A 14212-nucleotide genomic window follows, 5' to 3' on the forward strand; every position below is an offset into this window, starting at 1 on the left:
CGCCGCGGGATTTCGCCGGAGGTGGTGACCGATATCTCCAATCTCAAGGGCGAGCCTGAGTGGATGCTGCAGCGTCGCCTCAAGGCCCTCGAGTTGTTTGAGCGCAAGCCGATGCCGACTTGGGGTGCTGACCTGTCGGGCATCGATTTCGACAACATCAAGTACTTCGTGCGTTCCACGGAGAAGCAGGCCCAGACTTGGGACGACCTGCCCGAGGACATCAAGAGCACCTATGAGAAGCTCGGCATTCCCGAGGCCGAGCGTCAGCGTCTTGTCTCCGGCGTCGCGGCCCAGTATGAGTCCGAGGTGGTCTATCACCAGATCAACGAAGAATTGGCTGCGCAGGGTGTCATCTTCATGGATACCGACACGGCGTTGAGGGAGCATCCGGAGTTCTTCGAGGAGTATTTCGGCACGATCATTCCCTCCGGCGACAACAAGTTCGCGGCGCTGAACACCTCGGTGTGGTCGGGCGGCTCTTTCGTTTATGTGCCGCCGGGTGTGCACGTGGAGATCCCGCTGCAGGCCTACTTCCGCATCAATACGGAGAATATGGGGCAGTTTGAGCGCACCCTGATCATCGCCGACGAGGGCAGCTACGTGCACTACATCGAGGGGTGCACGGCCCCGATCTACTCGTCCGATTCTCTGCACTCTGCGGTGGTCGAGATTGTTGTGAAGAAGAATGCCCGCGTTCGCTACACGACTATCCAGAACTGGTCCACGAACGTCTACAACCTGGTCACGAAGCGTGCGACGGCTGCGGAGGGTGCCACGATGGAGTGGATCGACGGCAATATCGGTTCCAAGGTCACGATGAAGTACCCGTCGATTTATCTGATGGGTGAGCACGCTAAGGGGGAGACCCTGTCGGTGGCGTTCGCGGGTCCCGGTCAGCATCAGGATGCGGGCGCGAAGATGATCCACATGGCGCCGTATACGCAGTCTTCGATCGTGTCGAAGTCCATTGCCCGGGGTGGTGGCCGGTCTGGTTACCGCGGTGAGGTGCGGGTGGATGCCACGGCGCACCACTCCGCGAACACGGTGCGCTGTGACGCGTTGCTGGTGGACACGAAATCGCGTTCGGACACGTATCCATCGATCGATATCCGGGTCGATGATGTGCAGTTGGGCCATGAGGCCACGGTGTCGCGGGTCAGCGAGGAGCAGCTGTTCTACTTGATGAGCCGGGGGATGCCCGAAGATGAGGCGATGGCCATGATCGTGCGCGGCTTCATCGAGCCGATTGCCCGGGAGCTGCCGATGGAGTACGCCCTTGAACTCAACAAGCTCATTGAAATGGGCATGGAAGGATCCGTCGGCTAAATGTCCGCCGTCTCTGCACAACTCAATTCCCCACCAACCACCCCGGCATCCACAACGGATGCCATGCCTACTGCGGAGCAGCACGGCATCAAGGAGCACTCGGACGGCCGTTTCGGTTATGTGCCGGTGCAGACCCGGTCGGACCGGTTCGCGAGCGTGAACGTGGCCGACTTCGGTCCCGTCACGGGTCGTGAAGCGGTCTGGAAGCTATCGCCGGTGAAGAAGTTCACCGACCTGACCGCGGGTGTGCTCGACGGGTCGGAGTACCCGGTCGAGTCTTCACGCGTCGCCGGGGTCAGCGTCGCCTGGGTCGATCGCACCGACCCGCGGATCGGTTCGGCCGGGGCGCCCGAGGAACGCGCGTCGGCGAACGCGTGGTCGAGTTTCGAGAAGGCTCTCGCGATCACGATCAGCGGCGAGGAGGCCAAGGAGGTCACGGTCACCCGTGCCGGCCTGGGTTCCGGCGCGCGCGGCGCGCACACCATCATCGAGGCCAAGCCGTTCAGCCAAGCCATCCTGATCCTGGAGAACACGGGTGCGGCCCGGCTGAGCGAGAACGTCGAGATCATCCTGGGCGAGTCCGCGAACCTGACCGTGGTCAGTCTGCAGGAATGGGGCGACACGGCCGTGCACCTGACGAACCACTTCGCCACCATCGGCCGCGACGCACGGTTGAAGCACATCGTGGTGAGCCTGGGCGGCAGCATCGTGCGGGTGAACCCGTCGGTGCGTCTAGCCGGGATCGGTTCGGACACGGAGCTGCTCGGCCTGTACTTCGCCGACGCCGGCCAGCACCTCGAGCAGCAGGTATTCGTGAACCATGTCGCGCCGAACAGTCGCAGCCGCGTCACCTACAAGGGTGCGTTGCAGGGTCAAGGTGCCCGCACCGTGTGGATCGGCGACGTCCTGATCGGGCGGGATGCGGCCGGGACCGACAGCTACGAACAGAACCGTAACCTCGTGCTCACCGAAGGCACCCGGGCAGACTCGATCCCGAACCTCGAGATCGAGACCGGCGACATCAAGGGGGCCGGGCACGCGAGCGCGACCGGCCGCTTCGACGACGAGCAGCTGTTCTACCTGCAGTCCCGCGGCATCAGCGAAGACGAGGCCCGGCGCCTCGTCGTACGCGGCTTCCTCAGCGAGATCGTGCAACAAATCGGCTCCCCCCTGCTCGAAGAACGCCTCCAGGCGGCCATCGAAGCAGAACTCACCGCAACAAAGGACAACTGACATGGCATCCACCAAGATCTGTGGCTTCGACGAACTCGGCGTCAACGAGGCANATGAGCGACCCGAGCTAAGCATCCGCCGCCGGATATCCGGCTCCCCAGGTCGACCAATCGGCCACTCCCCCATTCACCTGCGAAGTCACCGGCGTACGCCGGAGAACGAAAGAGAATTCCATGTCAGTTCTACAGATCATCGACCTGCACGTCAGCGTCTGGACCGACCAGGGCACCAAGCAGATCCTGCACGGGGTGAACCTGACNGCAACAAAGGACAACTGACATGGCATCCACCAAGATCTGTGGCTTCGACGAACTCGGCGTCAACGAGGCAGTCAAAGTCGAAATCGATGGCGTCCCCATCGTTGTCGTCCGCGACGCCGCCGGAGACGTCTTCGCCATCGGCGACACCTGTACCCACGGCGACATCTCCCTGTCCGAAGGTTTCGTCGAGGGCGACACCGTCGAATGCTGGGCCCACGGCTCCAAGTTCTCCCTGAAGACCGGCAAGCCGCTCAACCTCCCGGCCTACGAGCCGGTCCCGGTCTACCAGGTCGACCTGGTCGACGGCGTGGTCTACATCGACCCAGCCGTCACCGTAGCCGTCTGACGCGGGCCCAGTCCCGCACCGGCCGATCGGCCACCCAACTTGTCGGCGTACGCGCCGGAGAACGAAAGAGAATTCCATGTCAGTTCTACAGATCATCGACCTGCACGTCAGCGTCTGGACCGACCAGGGCACCAAGCAGATCCTGCACGGGGTGAACCTGACCATCAACGAGGGCGAGATCCACGCCATCATGGGCCCGAACGGGTCCGGCAAGTCCACCCTCGCCTATACGATCGCCGGTCACCCGAAATACACCGTCGACAGTGGCTCGATCCTGCTCGACGGCGAAGAGGTCACCACGATGACCGTGGACCAGCGCGCCCGCGCGGGCCTGTTCCTGGCCATGCAGTACCCGGTGGAGATTCCCGGCGTCACGGTGACGAACTTCCTCCGCACCGCGAAGACCGCGATCGACGGCAGCGCGCCGCCCATCCGCAGCTGGATCAAGGATGTGCGCGAGTCGATGAAGCAGCTCCGCATGGACAAGTCCTTCGCCGAACGCAACGTGAACGAGGGCTTCTCCGGCGGTGAGAAGAAGCGCAACGAGATCCTGCAGCTCGAACTGCTGAAGCCCCGCTTCGCGGTGCTCGACGAGACCGACTCCGGCCTCGACGTCGACGCGCTCAAGATCGTGTCGGAGGGTGTGAACCGGGCCAAGGAGCACACCGGCCTGGGTCTGCTGCTGATCACGCACTACACCCGCATCCTGCGCTACATCAAGCCGGACTTCGTGCACGTCTTCGTCGACGGCCGGATCGCCGAACAGGGCGGCCCCGAACTCGCCGACCGCCTCGAAGACGAGGGCTACGATCGCTTCCAGAGCGCCGACGTCGCCCGATGAGCCTCGGGACAACCGCACTGCAGTCGGCGGAATCGACCCTGGGCGCGGCGCGGTTCGATGCCGTCCAGGAGGCTCTCAAGGATGTGATCGACCCGGAACTCGGCATCAACATCGTCGACCTCGGCCTGATCTACGATCTGGGCTGGGACGATGAAAACGATGCCCTGATCATTCACATGACCCTGACCTCGGCCGGCTGCCCGTTGACCGAGGTGCTCGAGCAGGAGATCGGCGTCAACCTGGACGGCATCGTCGACCAGTTCCGCATCAACTGGGTCTGGATGCCGCCGTGGGGCATCGACAAGATCACCGACGACGGCCGGGAGATGATGAGCGCTCTTGGATTCAACATCTAGCCAGCCCGTTGCCCCGATTCGGCTGAGTCTGACCGGGGCGTGCCGATGACCTATGTGATCGCCCTGCCCTGCGTCGACGTGAAGGACCGTGCCTGCGTCGACGAGTGCCCGGTCGACTGCATCTACGAGGGTGAGCGCTCGCTCTACATCCACCCCGACGAATGCATCGACTGCGGCGCCTGCGAGCCGGTCTGCCCGGTCGAGGCCATCTACTACGAGGACGACGTGCCCGAGAAGTGGGCCGAGTACTACAAGGCCAATGTCGAGTTCTTCGACGACATCGGCTCGCCCGGCGGGGCGGCGAAATCCGGCGTGTTCCAGAAGGACCACCCGATCATCGCCGCCCTGCCCCCGCAGGTGCGGCCCTGATCCTGCCGCGATCCTGAGCGCACCGCTGTGCCGGCTACGAGCGGATGCGGCGGTGCACCGACTGCGGCTTGAGGTAGACGTGCAGACCCTCCAGGCCGAATTCGACGCCGAGCCCTGAGCCAAGCCGCGCCGCGAACGGGGCGGCATGGCTTGCGGCGAAGAATTTTATCCCGATCGAGCCCGTGTCCACCCGCGAAGCCACCGCGAGGGCGGCATCCTCGTCTGCGGAGAAGACCGTTCCTCCGAGGCCGAAATCCGTGTTGTTGGCGATCCCGATGGCCTCCTCGAGGCGGTCGTAGCGCAAAATCGACAGCACCGGCCCGAAGACTTCCTCCCGGGCGATCCGCATGCCGGGCGTCACGTCGGCGAACACGGTCGGCGTGACGGAGAAGCCCCGGTCGAACCCGCTGGGCACGTCGCCGCCGGTCGTGGCGCGGGCACCCTCCGCCAGGCCCGACCGGATGTAACCAAGCACCGTGTCCCCCTGCGCGGCGGTCGCGCTCGGCCCGAACACGGTTGCCGGATCCATCGGTTCTCAGATCGCGACGGGGTCGATCACCGGGGTGGTTTGCGGGCGCGGGCGGCGGGCTGCAGCGCCGAGTGGGGAGTTGCGCGATTCCGGCCTGGATGCGCTCGGCCGTGCCGAGCAGGATCGGCAGGTTGCGTTCGAGCTGGTGGGCGCGGCTGGTCGGCAGCACGATGCCGAGCCCGCCGACGACGCGGCCGTCAGCCTGGAAGTCCGGAACCGCCAGGGAGCAGGAGCCGAGGCGAACCTCCTCCGAGGCGAGCGCGAACCCCTGCACGCGGATCTTCTCGATCTCCCGGCGGAGCTGCTCGTGGTCGGTCTTCGTGAAGGCGGTGCGGGCGATCAGCGTGCCGCCGAGCACGGCGTCCTGCACCCAGTCCTCCTCGAATGCCAGGATGGCGCGCCCCATGGCGGTGGCGTGCATGGGCAGCCGGCCGCCGACCCGGGGGGCCTGCGGCACACGCCGGGTGCCGTAGACGCGGTCGATGTAAAGTACGTCGGCCCCGTCGCGGATGGCCAGATGCGCGGTCTCCTGGGTGAGGCCGGAGAGGTCCTGCAGGTAGGGGGCGGGCCACGTCGCGCAGCTGCCGCCCCGCGTGCTGGCCGAGTTCCCAGAGGCGCAGGCCGATCTGGTTGCGGCCGCGGGCATCCCGCTGCACGGCGCCCCACTCTTCGAGCTCGCCGAGCAGGCGGCGCACGGTGCTCTGTGGCAGCCCGCTCTCGGCGCAGATCTCGGAGAGCGACCGCGGTGCGGCGGGGTGCGGCACCCCCGTTCTGTTGCCCCCTGAAGTCCCCCCACGTGCGGCAGATTGCGTTTCGGATAACGTGGAGGGTGTGACCCACACCGCTCGCGACCTCGGAATCTCCGCCACTCCAGCCGCCCGGCCCGGGCTGCACGCCTGGCGGAACGCCGTGTTCGCACTCTTCTTCATTGCCGGACTCGCACTGGCCACCTGGATGTCCCGCATCCCGGCCGTGCGAGACGGCCTCGAGCTCTCGACCGCGCAGGTGGGCATTGTCATCTTCGGCCTCTCGGCCGGGTCGGTGATCGGCCTGGTGGCGGCGGTCGGGCTGCTCGCCCGCCTCGGCGCCCGGCGCGCCGTGGTGCTCGGCGTCGCGATCTCCTCGGCCGGGCTCATCACGGCCGGGGTCGGCACGAGCCTGCTGGGGTCCACCGAGCTGGTCTTCGCCGGGCTGGCCCTGGTCGGTTTCGGGATGGGCTCGGTCGACGTCATGATGAACGTCGAGGGGGCGGCGGTTGAGCGGGCGATCGGCAAGACGCTGATGCCGCTGATGCACGCCTGCTTCAGCCTCGGCACCGTGGTCGGCGCACTGGCGGGCGCGGGGGCATCCTTCGTTTCGTTGCCGGTGTTCTGGCACCTGGCCGGGGTTGCGCTTCTCGTGCTCGCCACGGCCGTCGCCGGGGTGCGGTATATCCCGGTGCGAGCGGAGCTCGGCGACGAGCCGGCGACGGCGTCGGCGTCGGGCGCGGAGCCGGGCGTCGCGCCGGGAACGGCGGAGGCCGGGCCGCGCCCTGCGCCGCCGTGGCGNTCTCACCGAATCGAACGTAGGTTAGGCGCATGGTTTCCACGCTGCCCCCGGCGCGCTTCGATGAAATCGAAGAGGCGCTCAAAGACGTCATGGACCCGGAACTCGGTATCAACGTGGTCGACCTCGGGCTCATCTACGACCTGGGCTGGGACGATGAGAACGATGCCCTGATCATCCACATGACCCTGACCTCGGCCGGCTGCCCGCTGACCGATGTCCTCGAGGAGCAGACCGCCGAGGCGTTGGACGGCGTCGTCGACCAGTTCCGCATCAACTGGGTCTGGATGCCGCCGTGGGGTCCCGAGAAGATTACGGACGACGGCCGCGACATGATGCGGGCCCTCGGCTTTTCTATCTGAACTTCCCCTAACGCACGCGAAAACCCCGATCTTCTCCGGAAATCGGGGTTTTCGCGTGCGTTAGATGGACTGCCGATAGCCGAAGAACTCATGGTCGTTGTGGTACCCACCAAACCCCGCACCGATCTCAGAGAAGTCCTCAACGAACTCGATTCCCTTGATCCACTTCACCATCTTGAAACCCAGCTGCGTTTCGTTGCGCAACCGAAGCGGTGCTCCATGCCCGAAAGATAGGGTCTGCCCGTTGAGGTCATAGGCGAGCATGGTCAGTTTGTAGCTCATCTGCTCGATGGGTTGGGCGTCGTAGTACGTGCCACCGTCCGGACCCGCCGCGAAGGAATAGAAAATGACCCATTTCGCCTCGGGTTTCGGCTGCACCAGATCCAGGATCGTCTGCATTGAGATTCCGCCCCACTTCGCGACCCCTGACCACCCCTGAATACAGAAGTGCTGGGTGATTTGATCGTGATGGGGGAGACCCTGCAACTGTGCGAGGTTCAAATCGACGGGGTTCTCGACGAGCCCGTTGACCCGCAGTGTGTAGTCCGCGAAGTTGCCCGCTCGAAGCGCCTGGTATTCCTCGGAGTCCGGGTATTTGCCGTTATGCCAGAAGTACGGTGAAATGTCCTTCTCCGTGTACTGGCCGGGGTTCGCGTCGATGTGTTCAAATAGGCGCTGCGCGCGACCGATCAGCGCGAAACCGACCTTCTGCACCACACGAGGATGCCGATAGGTGAAAGGCGTGGCTGCGAGCCATCCTCCGATGACGACGACCATCGAAGCCGCGAAGATCCCGATGCCGGCCCACGATTCACTGTCCTGAGACGCATACATGTGGTTGAGGTTGCGCAGGGCCCCTGTGGTCATCACCAGGGTGACGTGCACAACGATGAACATGACGAACCAGCAGAGCACGAAGAAGTGCAGCGAACGGGCCACCTGGATGCTGAACACCGAGCTGATTTTGCGGAAGCGGGTCGACAGTGCGGGGGACATGCCGAGGCCGGTGACCAGGGCGAGAGGCGCCGCAATGAAAATGGTGATGAAGTAGGCGATCAGCTGCAGACTGTTGTAGTTGGTCCACCCGCTCTCGGCCGGCCAGTCCAAAGACAGGTACTGAAGGGCGGCCGACGCGGCGTTGGGGACGACGTCCCAGCTCAGCGGGACCACGCGCATCCACTGCCCCGTCGCAAAGATAAGAACACCGAAGATGATTCCGTTGAGCAGCCAGACCGTATCGACGCCGAGGTGCCACCACCGTGCGAGACCGATGGAGTGACGGCGCCCCGGCAGCCCGACACCATCGGGCAAGGTGATTGAGTCCTCCTTCGCCGTGTAGAGCGGATCGCTCGGCACCGGCTTCTGCATGCGAAACCAGTCCTTACCCGGTGTCGAGTGCCGGGTCCAGTACAGCCGCGGATGGTCCGCCATGATGCTGACACCGGACCGGATGATGAAGATCATCATGAAGAGGTTCAGGAAGTGTTGCCAACCGACCCACGCCGGGAACCCGACCGGGGCGTTGTCGGGCAGTGCAGTCGCTCCCGGATACTGGCTCATGAAGTCCTGCACCGCGGGCATCTCCCGCAGCCCCTTGGCAAGGGCGATCCCCACGATCAGCAGGACCAGTCCAATGGGTATCAACCACAGCAGATTGAACCACTTGTCCGTGCCGATCCGCACCCGCGGGGCAACGCCGTACTGGGCAGGGACCCGGCCGGCCCAGTGGTCATCCACCACGTGGTACCGCTTCGTGTCCAGTTCCTCCCGAAAACTTCTCCGCGTCCCCCCTGCTCCAATGTCTGTTGCAGGAATATTTCGATCAATCGAGTTTGTATCCATACCGTCCCCATTTGAGAAGCAGGACGCCTCCCCAACCGTGTCGGGAGTGCGATCTACAGCACCGATATGCCCATCTCCTGCTTGCTGCCTGCAAGTATCCTCCTATTAAACGGAATATATTCCGCATTAATCCGGTTAAGCCCCCGGAGGAGTCGATCCGTGCCCTCGGCTTCTTCATTTGATCCACTCCTGATCCACTCCTGATCCAGTCACGTCGAAGGGGCACCGGCCATCTGGCCGGCGCCCCTTCGACGTGTCCTGGGCGGTGATCCGATCCTGGTCACTCGTCCGATGTATTCTTATTCGTGCCCATTTCCCGAGCGCCCGTCTCAGCGGACGACGCCAACTCAGACGGCTCCCAATTCTCCAAATCGATCAGGGACGGGTGCGGCCAGACGTCGGTCTCACCCTCCTCGAACATGTCGCCCGCAGGGCTGATGGTTTCCTGTTCCTCATCTGAGCCGGACGGGGGAGACCCGTCCGGGTTCGGTTGGGGGTGGTGCGGCTGATTCGTGGTCCATCGTCGACCTCCTCACATTCGTGCAGCGACCGCTGCGGCTGCAGCTGCAGCCGACGGTAGGCCTCCGCCCTGTTCGCCGCGAGACGAGTGGGTGACTGCTTCACGGCGCACGTCGTGGAAGCCGGCGGATGGCCTATCGTGCGCCAGCTTCCACACGGTGCGCCGCGGGACGCGACAGGCCTGACCACCGGTCGGCATCGGATGCGGCTACGCCTTCGTGACGATGACGGACGCGGGAGTGGGGTTCGCGAACAGGTCGAGAACCGGGCAGTGCGCGTCGACGGTTGCCCGCAGCTCCTGGTAGCGCTCATCGGATTCGGGACCGGTGATGGTGATGTGGAGGCGGATCGCTGAGAAGCCGGCCCGCACGTCCTCGCTTATGCCGAACGGTCTCCGCACGTCGAGGTCGCCCTCCGCGGCAATCTCGATCTCGTCGACCTGGATGCCCAGCACCTGGGCGTTGAGGCGGTAGACGACCACCTGGCATGAGAGCAGGGCGCCGAGCGCAATCTCGACCGGGCTGGCTGCCACAGCGTCTCCGGCCAGGGTTCCGGGCTCGTCGGCGGGGAAGACATGCTTGCCGGCCGTGATGCGGGTGGCGACCGAGCCCTCGCCGGCGGCCGTGACCCGGTAGGTCAGTTTCTATTTCGACGCGTCAGCGCTGATGCGCTCACTCCAAGCGGTTCCGGCGGCGCTGAGGCGGCCAGCACGATCTTCGGCACGGGGGGAGAGTGCGGCGGGCGTCTGCACGAGTGTCATGTCTAACCATAGGAGACCAGTCTGGCCAAAGCACCCCGCCCGGTCACACAACGTTATGGCCGAGCGCTTCCGCATGGTTCCCGGGCCGAAATGCACCCCACTAGAACTTCATTCCAGTGTGTAGAATGAAATTCTAAGGAGAAGGGTGAAGTCCTGATGAGCATCAAATCCCGCCGGGAGGCTCAGTCGCGCGAGACCCGCACCTTGATCGTGCGGGCCGCGCTCCAGCTGATGCTCGAGCGAGGATACATTTCCACCACTCTCGGCTCGATCGCCGCCGAGGCAGGCGTCGCGGTGCAGACCATCTACAACTCGGTCGGTGGCAAAGCCGCCGTTCTCTCCGCCGTGCTCGACCGCGTGGCCGCACGTGCACACGAACCGGAAGCCGGCCCCCCACCGCTGCGCAGTCAGATCGCCGAAGCGCGCACGGCCGCCGAGATCGTCCGAATCCTGACCGGCTGGATCGTCGACCTGAACGCCCAGACGTCCGGGGTGCACCGCGTGATTGCCCAAGCGGCCGGAGTCGATGCAGACATCGCGGAGCTGGAGATGCGGCGTTCCGCCCAGCGACTTCTCCAGTACGGCGAGGTCGCGACCGCGCTGCGCTCACGGCACAGCCTGCGCGGGGGAGTGAGCGACCACGAGGCGGCGGCAACGGTGTGGGCGCTCGGGCATCCACAGGCCTACCGGTCTCTGGTCCTCGACCTCGGCTGGTCGGATGCCGCTTACCGGGACTGGCTGGCGAAGGCGCTCCAGGGGGCACTTTCGCTTCCCGGCGCACACCGAGGCGCAACCGATCAAATATAGTGGATAGTTGGCCCGCTTCGGCCAGAAAATTCTACGACTCCCCTGAACGGACTGTTGCTGTGCTGAGTGTGCAAAATCTCGAAATCCGAGTTGGGGCGCGCGTGCTCATGGAAGACGTCAGTTTCCGCGTTTCCGCCGGTGACAAGATCGGCCTGGTCGGCCGCAACGGGGCTGGTAAGACGACACTGACGAAGACTCTGGCGGGTGAGACAGTTCCGACCAACGGCTCGATCGACCGCACCGGTGAGATCGGCTATCTGCCCCAGGACCCCCGCTCGGGCGACCCGGACATGCTCGCTCGGACCCGAATCCTGGATGCCCGTGGCCTCGGCACGATCTCCCTGGGTCTTGCCCAGGCCGGTATCGACATGGGCAGCGACGACCCCAAGACCAGCGCCAAGGCCATGCGCACCTACGGCAACCTCACGGATGAGTTCAACGCGCTCGGCGGCTACGCGGCCGAGGCGGAAGCCGCGTCGATCGCCAGCAACCTGAACCTTCCCGACCGCATCCTCGACCAGCAGCTGCGAACCCTGTCCGGCGGACAGCGCCGCCGCATCGAACTCGCCCGTATCCTGTTCTCGGCCGCGGAAACGATGATCCTCGACGAGCCCACCAACCACCTCGACGCCGACTCCGTGGTCTGGCTGCGGGAGTTCGTCAAGAACTATCGCGGCGGATGCATCATCATCAGCCACGACATCGAGCTGGTCGGCGACACGGTGAACCGGGTGTTCTACCTCGACGCCAACCGCATGGTCATCGACATCTACAACATGAACTGGAGGAACTACCAGCGGCAGCGCGTGGCCGACGCGGACCGTCGTAAGAAAGAACGCGCCAACGCCGAGAAGAAGGCGTCGACCCTCCAGCTGCAGGCCGCGAAGTTCGGCGCCAAGGCGAGCAAGGCTGCCGCCGCCCACCAGATGGTGGCGCGCGCCGAGAAGCTCCTGTCCGGACTGGACGCCGTGCGGGCAGTCGACCGCGTCGCCAAACTGCGCTTCCCCGAGCCCGCCCCGTGTGGGCGCACCCCGCTGATGGCCACCGACCTTTCCAAGAGCTACGGCTCGCTGGAGATCTTCGCGGCCGTGGATCTGGCCATCGACCGCGGCTCGAAAGTGGTCATCCTCGGCCTCAATGGTGCGGGCAAGACCACACTGCTGCGCATGCTCGCGGGCGTGGATAAGCCGGACACCGGAGAGATCGTGCCCGGCCACGGCCTTCGGATCGGCTACTACGCGCAAGAGCACGAGACGATCGACGTCAAGCGCAGCGTGCTAGAGAATATGGTGTCCTCCTCGCCCAACATCACTGAGATGGAGGCGCGCCGGGTTCTGGGCTCGTTCCTCTTCACCGGCGACGACTCGCACAAGCCCGCCGGGGTTCTGTCCGGTGGCGAGAAGACCCGGCTGGCCCTGGCCATGATCGTGGTGTCGGGCGCCAACGTTTTGCTGCTCGATGAACCGACTAACAACCTCGACCCGGCCAGCCGCGAGGAAATCCTCGACGCCCTGGCGCACTATGCCGGGGCTGTCGTCCTCGTGAGCCACGACGAGGGCGCTGTCGAGGCGCTGAACCCCGAGCGCGTGTTGATCATGCCCGATGGCACTGAGGATCACTGGAACAAGGACTACCTTGATCTGATCATGCTCGCCTGATCACCCTTCCTGAGCACAGCACTGCCCGGGCCGACTGGCCCGGACGTTCGTGTCTCCGTGTCCTTCTGACCTGCCGATCATCTGCCGTCGATGAGCTCGTCCTCGATCTCCGAGTCGCTGCGCGGTTTGGCAGCCTGACGGCGGGCTCGCTCGGCGGCGCGAACGCGCTCGTCCGGGTCGTCGAAGTTCACGGCTCGGTACTCCTGCCGGATAGCCCAGCCCAGACCGACGAAGCCCATCAGGGCGAACACGAACCATTGGAATGCGTAGGACAGGTGAGGCCCCTCGTCTTTGACCGGGCGGGTGACCGCCACGGGACGTTCGTCCGGCGTTGGTTGCTCGGAAGCCATCAGCCCGTACGCGCCGGTGTACGTCGGAAGGTCCAGCCGGGTGGACACCTCGTCGAGGTTGATCGTCGCGATCTGGTCGCCCGTGGCCGATCTCCCGGCCAACGAAGGCTCACCGGCCTTGAGCCGGGCGGTGACGGTGACAACCCCCGAGGGGGCGGTTGGCACGGATGCCGGGGCGTCGGGGGTCTGCCCGGTCGGCAACCAGCCCCGGTTCACGATAAAGACCGAGCCGTCGGCGAGTAGCAGGGGAGTGAGAACCTCGAAACCCGGGTTGATATTGAGCGGGCGGTTACGCACGATCAGCTCGTCGTCCGTCAAATACGTGCCGGTCATGACAACGGGCAGCCACTTCTGAGACGCGGAGAACGCGTCCAGACCAGGCAGAGCCTCGGCCAAGGGAACCGGGTCCGCCGCATAGTTGGTCTCCACTTTGTCCATTTCGGAAAGTGCGTCGGAGCGGCGCGCGAGCTGCCAGAGACCGAGCCCGGAGCAGACGGCCGCAAAGAGGATGGTCAGCGCAAGGTATCCGGCCCAGCGCCGGGTGAACGCAAATTTCCAGCCGATCACGCCGGCCCGGCTTCCGGCTCTACAGCCTCAAGGGAGACCGGCAGAGGCGAGACGGCTAATGGGAAGTCTCGGCTGGCCAGGAAATCGCGGAGGTAATCGACGTGAAGGTCGCAGGCCAGCCAGGTCTTCACGCGGTCTTGAGCGTGAATACGGGGATTGCGCCAGTCCAACCGCCAGTCGGCGTTCTCACGACAGCCGGCGCGCGAGCAGTTCGTCGTTTCGAGATCGGCGCCGAGGCCGATCACGTTCCGCTCTCGTCATTGTCCGGTCCACGAGGCGGCGCCCGGAACACCTGCACGGCTCCCGGTCGGACGACCGTGGACGCCACGGCGCTGCCCTGAACGTTCGCGAAGACGACCGCGAAGTAGGGAAGGGCGATCGCGCCGATGGCGCAGACGAGCAGCCACCAGCCCTGGACGAAGAGCATCAGCACGATGCAGACCATCCGGATGCCCATGGCGATCGAGTATTTGATCATCCGGGCACGACGCAGCTCCTCGGGTGATGGGGGGAGCGAGGTGATCGACTGCTGCTTCATGGAT

At 65.0% G+C, this 14212-nt stretch carries 16 protein-coding genes and 2 pseudogenes; 10 read left to right on the forward strand and 8 right to left on the reverse strand.

The genetic code is table 11. The annotated features are described in order from the left end of the window. From sufB to fdxA, 6 genes are all read left to right on the forward strand, one after another. Positions 1-1326, forward strand: a 1326-nt coding sequence (sufB, locus tag E3T25_RS08545; RefSeq protein ID WP_134371451.1) for a Fe-S cluster assembly protein SufB, incomplete at its 5' end; no start/stop codon positions are given. Further along, positions 1327-2559 carry a Fe-S cluster assembly protein SufD gene (gene sufD, locus E3T25_RS08550; RefSeq protein WP_420898238.1) on the forward strand — a complete coding sequence of 411 codons (1233 nt, stop codon included), beginning with the start codon at positions 1327-1329 and terminating at the stop codon, positions 2557-2559. Positions 2560-2838: 279 nt separating this feature from the next. After that, positions 2839-3165, forward strand: a complete 327-nt coding sequence (locus E3T25_RS08560; RefSeq protein ID WP_134373658.1) for a non-heme iron oxygenase ferredoxin subunit — start codon at positions 2839-2841, stop codon at positions 3163-3165. A gap of 76 nt (positions 3166-3241) precedes the next feature. After that, positions 3242-4006 (forward strand): Fe-S cluster assembly ATPase SufC, encoded by a 765-nt coding sequence (sufC, locus tag E3T25_RS08565; RefSeq protein WP_104193716.1) that lies wholly within the window; start codon positions 3242-3244, stop codon positions 4004-4006. Then, positions 4003-4362: a metal-sulfur cluster assembly factor gene (locus E3T25_RS08570; RefSeq protein ID WP_104193717.1), complete on the forward strand. Its 360-nt coding sequence runs from the start codon at positions 4003-4005 to the stop codon at positions 4360-4362. The genes sufC and E3T25_RS08570 overlap by 4 nt, the downstream gene beginning before the upstream one ends. A 45-nt stretch (positions 4363-4407) precedes the next feature. Beyond that, the gene (gene fdxA, locus E3T25_RS08575) at positions 4408-4731 is read left to right on the forward strand and encodes a ferredoxin (RefSeq protein WP_104100575.1); all 324 of its coding nucleotides are present in this window, start codon (positions 4408-4410) and stop codon (positions 4729-4731) included. A gap of 34 nt (positions 4732-4765) precedes the next feature. Here fdxA and E3T25_RS08580 read toward each other — a convergent pair whose 3' ends face one another. The 3 genes and pseudogenes from E3T25_RS08580 to E3T25_RS17950 form a co-directional block, all read right to left on the reverse strand. Continuing rightward, the gene (locus E3T25_RS08580; RefSeq protein WP_134373660.1) at positions 4766-5260 is read right to left on the reverse strand and encodes an aldehyde dehydrogenase family protein; all 495 of its coding nucleotides are present in this window, start codon (positions 5258-5260) and stop codon (positions 4766-4768) included. A 157-nt stretch (positions 5261-5417) separates the two neighbouring features. Continuing rightward, positions 5418-5906 (reverse strand): annotated as a pseudogene (locus E3T25_RS17945) (IclR family transcriptional regulator); the annotation flags it as partial. 43 nt (positions 5907-5949) lie between these two features. Beyond that, a pseudogene (locus tag E3T25_RS17950) lies at positions 5950-6279 on the reverse strand (hypothetical protein); the annotation flags it as partial. Here E3T25_RS17950 and E3T25_RS17430 point away from each other — a divergent pair. Both E3T25_RS17430 and E3T25_RS08595 read left to right on the forward strand, forming a co-directional pair. Further along, positions 6170-6979 (forward strand): MFS transporter, encoded by an 810-nt coding sequence (locus tag E3T25_RS17430; protein WP_478213430.1) that lies wholly within the window; start codon positions 6170-6172, stop codon positions 6977-6979. The pseudogene E3T25_RS17950 and the gene E3T25_RS17430 sit on opposite strands and share 110 nt — an antisense overlap. After that, positions 6898-7167 carry a metal-sulfur cluster assembly factor gene (locus E3T25_RS08595; RefSeq protein ID WP_241980754.1) on the forward strand — a complete coding sequence of 90 codons (270 nt, stop codon included), beginning with the start codon at positions 6898-6900 and terminating at the stop codon, positions 7165-7167. The genes E3T25_RS17430 and E3T25_RS08595 overlap by 82 nt, the downstream gene beginning before the upstream one ends. 60 nt (positions 7168-7227) lie before the next feature. Here the strand turns inward: E3T25_RS08595 and E3T25_RS08600 are convergent, their stop codons facing one another. Both E3T25_RS08600 and E3T25_RS17435 read right to left on the reverse strand, forming a co-directional pair. Continuing rightward, entirely contained in the window at positions 7228-8907 is a 1680-nt protein-coding gene (locus E3T25_RS08600) for a molybdopterin-dependent oxidoreductase (RefSeq protein ID WP_241980756.1), read from the reverse strand. Between the two features lie 829 nt (positions 8908-9736). Then, positions 9737-10060, reverse strand: a complete 324-nt coding sequence (locus E3T25_RS17435) for an OsmC family protein (protein WP_241980758.1) — start codon at positions 10058-10060, stop codon at positions 9737-9739. 384 nt (positions 10061-10444) lie between these two features. Here E3T25_RS17435 and E3T25_RS08610 point away from each other — a divergent pair, with 384 nt between their 5' ends. Then, positions 10445-11095, forward strand: coding sequence for a TetR/AcrR family transcriptional regulator (locus tag E3T25_RS08610; protein WP_134373666.1), 651 nt, complete (start codon positions 10445-10447; stop codon positions 11093-11095). Between the two features lie 59 nt (positions 11096-11154). Then, positions 11155-12753, forward strand: coding sequence for an ABC-F family ATP-binding cassette domain-containing protein (locus E3T25_RS08615; protein ID WP_104102190.1), 1599 nt, complete (start codon positions 11155-11157; stop codon positions 12751-12753). A gap of 77 nt (positions 12754-12830) precedes the next feature. Here E3T25_RS08615 and E3T25_RS08620 read toward each other — a convergent pair whose 3' ends face one another. From E3T25_RS08620 to E3T25_RS08630, 3 genes are read right to left on the reverse strand one after another with little or no spacing between them, the layout of a single operon-like run. Further along, a complete protein-coding gene (locus E3T25_RS08620; RefSeq protein WP_134373668.1) occupies positions 12831-13670 on the reverse strand; it encodes an SURF1 family cytochrome oxidase biogenesis protein in 840 nt (279 codons plus the stop codon). Further along, on the reverse strand, positions 13667-13915 hold the full coding sequence (locus E3T25_RS08625) for a hypothetical protein (RefSeq protein WP_104102184.1): 249 nt from the start codon (positions 13913-13915) through the stop codon (positions 13667-13669). Before E3T25_RS08625 ends, E3T25_RS08620 begins: the two co-directional genes overlap by 4 nt. Next, entirely contained in the window at positions 13912-14208 is a 297-nt protein-coding gene (locus E3T25_RS08630) for a DUF3099 domain-containing protein (protein ID WP_104169946.1), read from the reverse strand. Before E3T25_RS08630 ends, E3T25_RS08625 begins: the two co-directional genes overlap by 4 nt. Positions 14209-14212: the final 4 nt, after the last annotated feature.

The organism is Cryobacterium sandaracinum (genome assembly GCF_004403415.1).
Classification (GTDB): domain Bacteria; phylum Actinomycetota; class Actinomycetes; order Actinomycetales; family Microbacteriaceae; genus Cryobacterium; species Cryobacterium sandaracinum.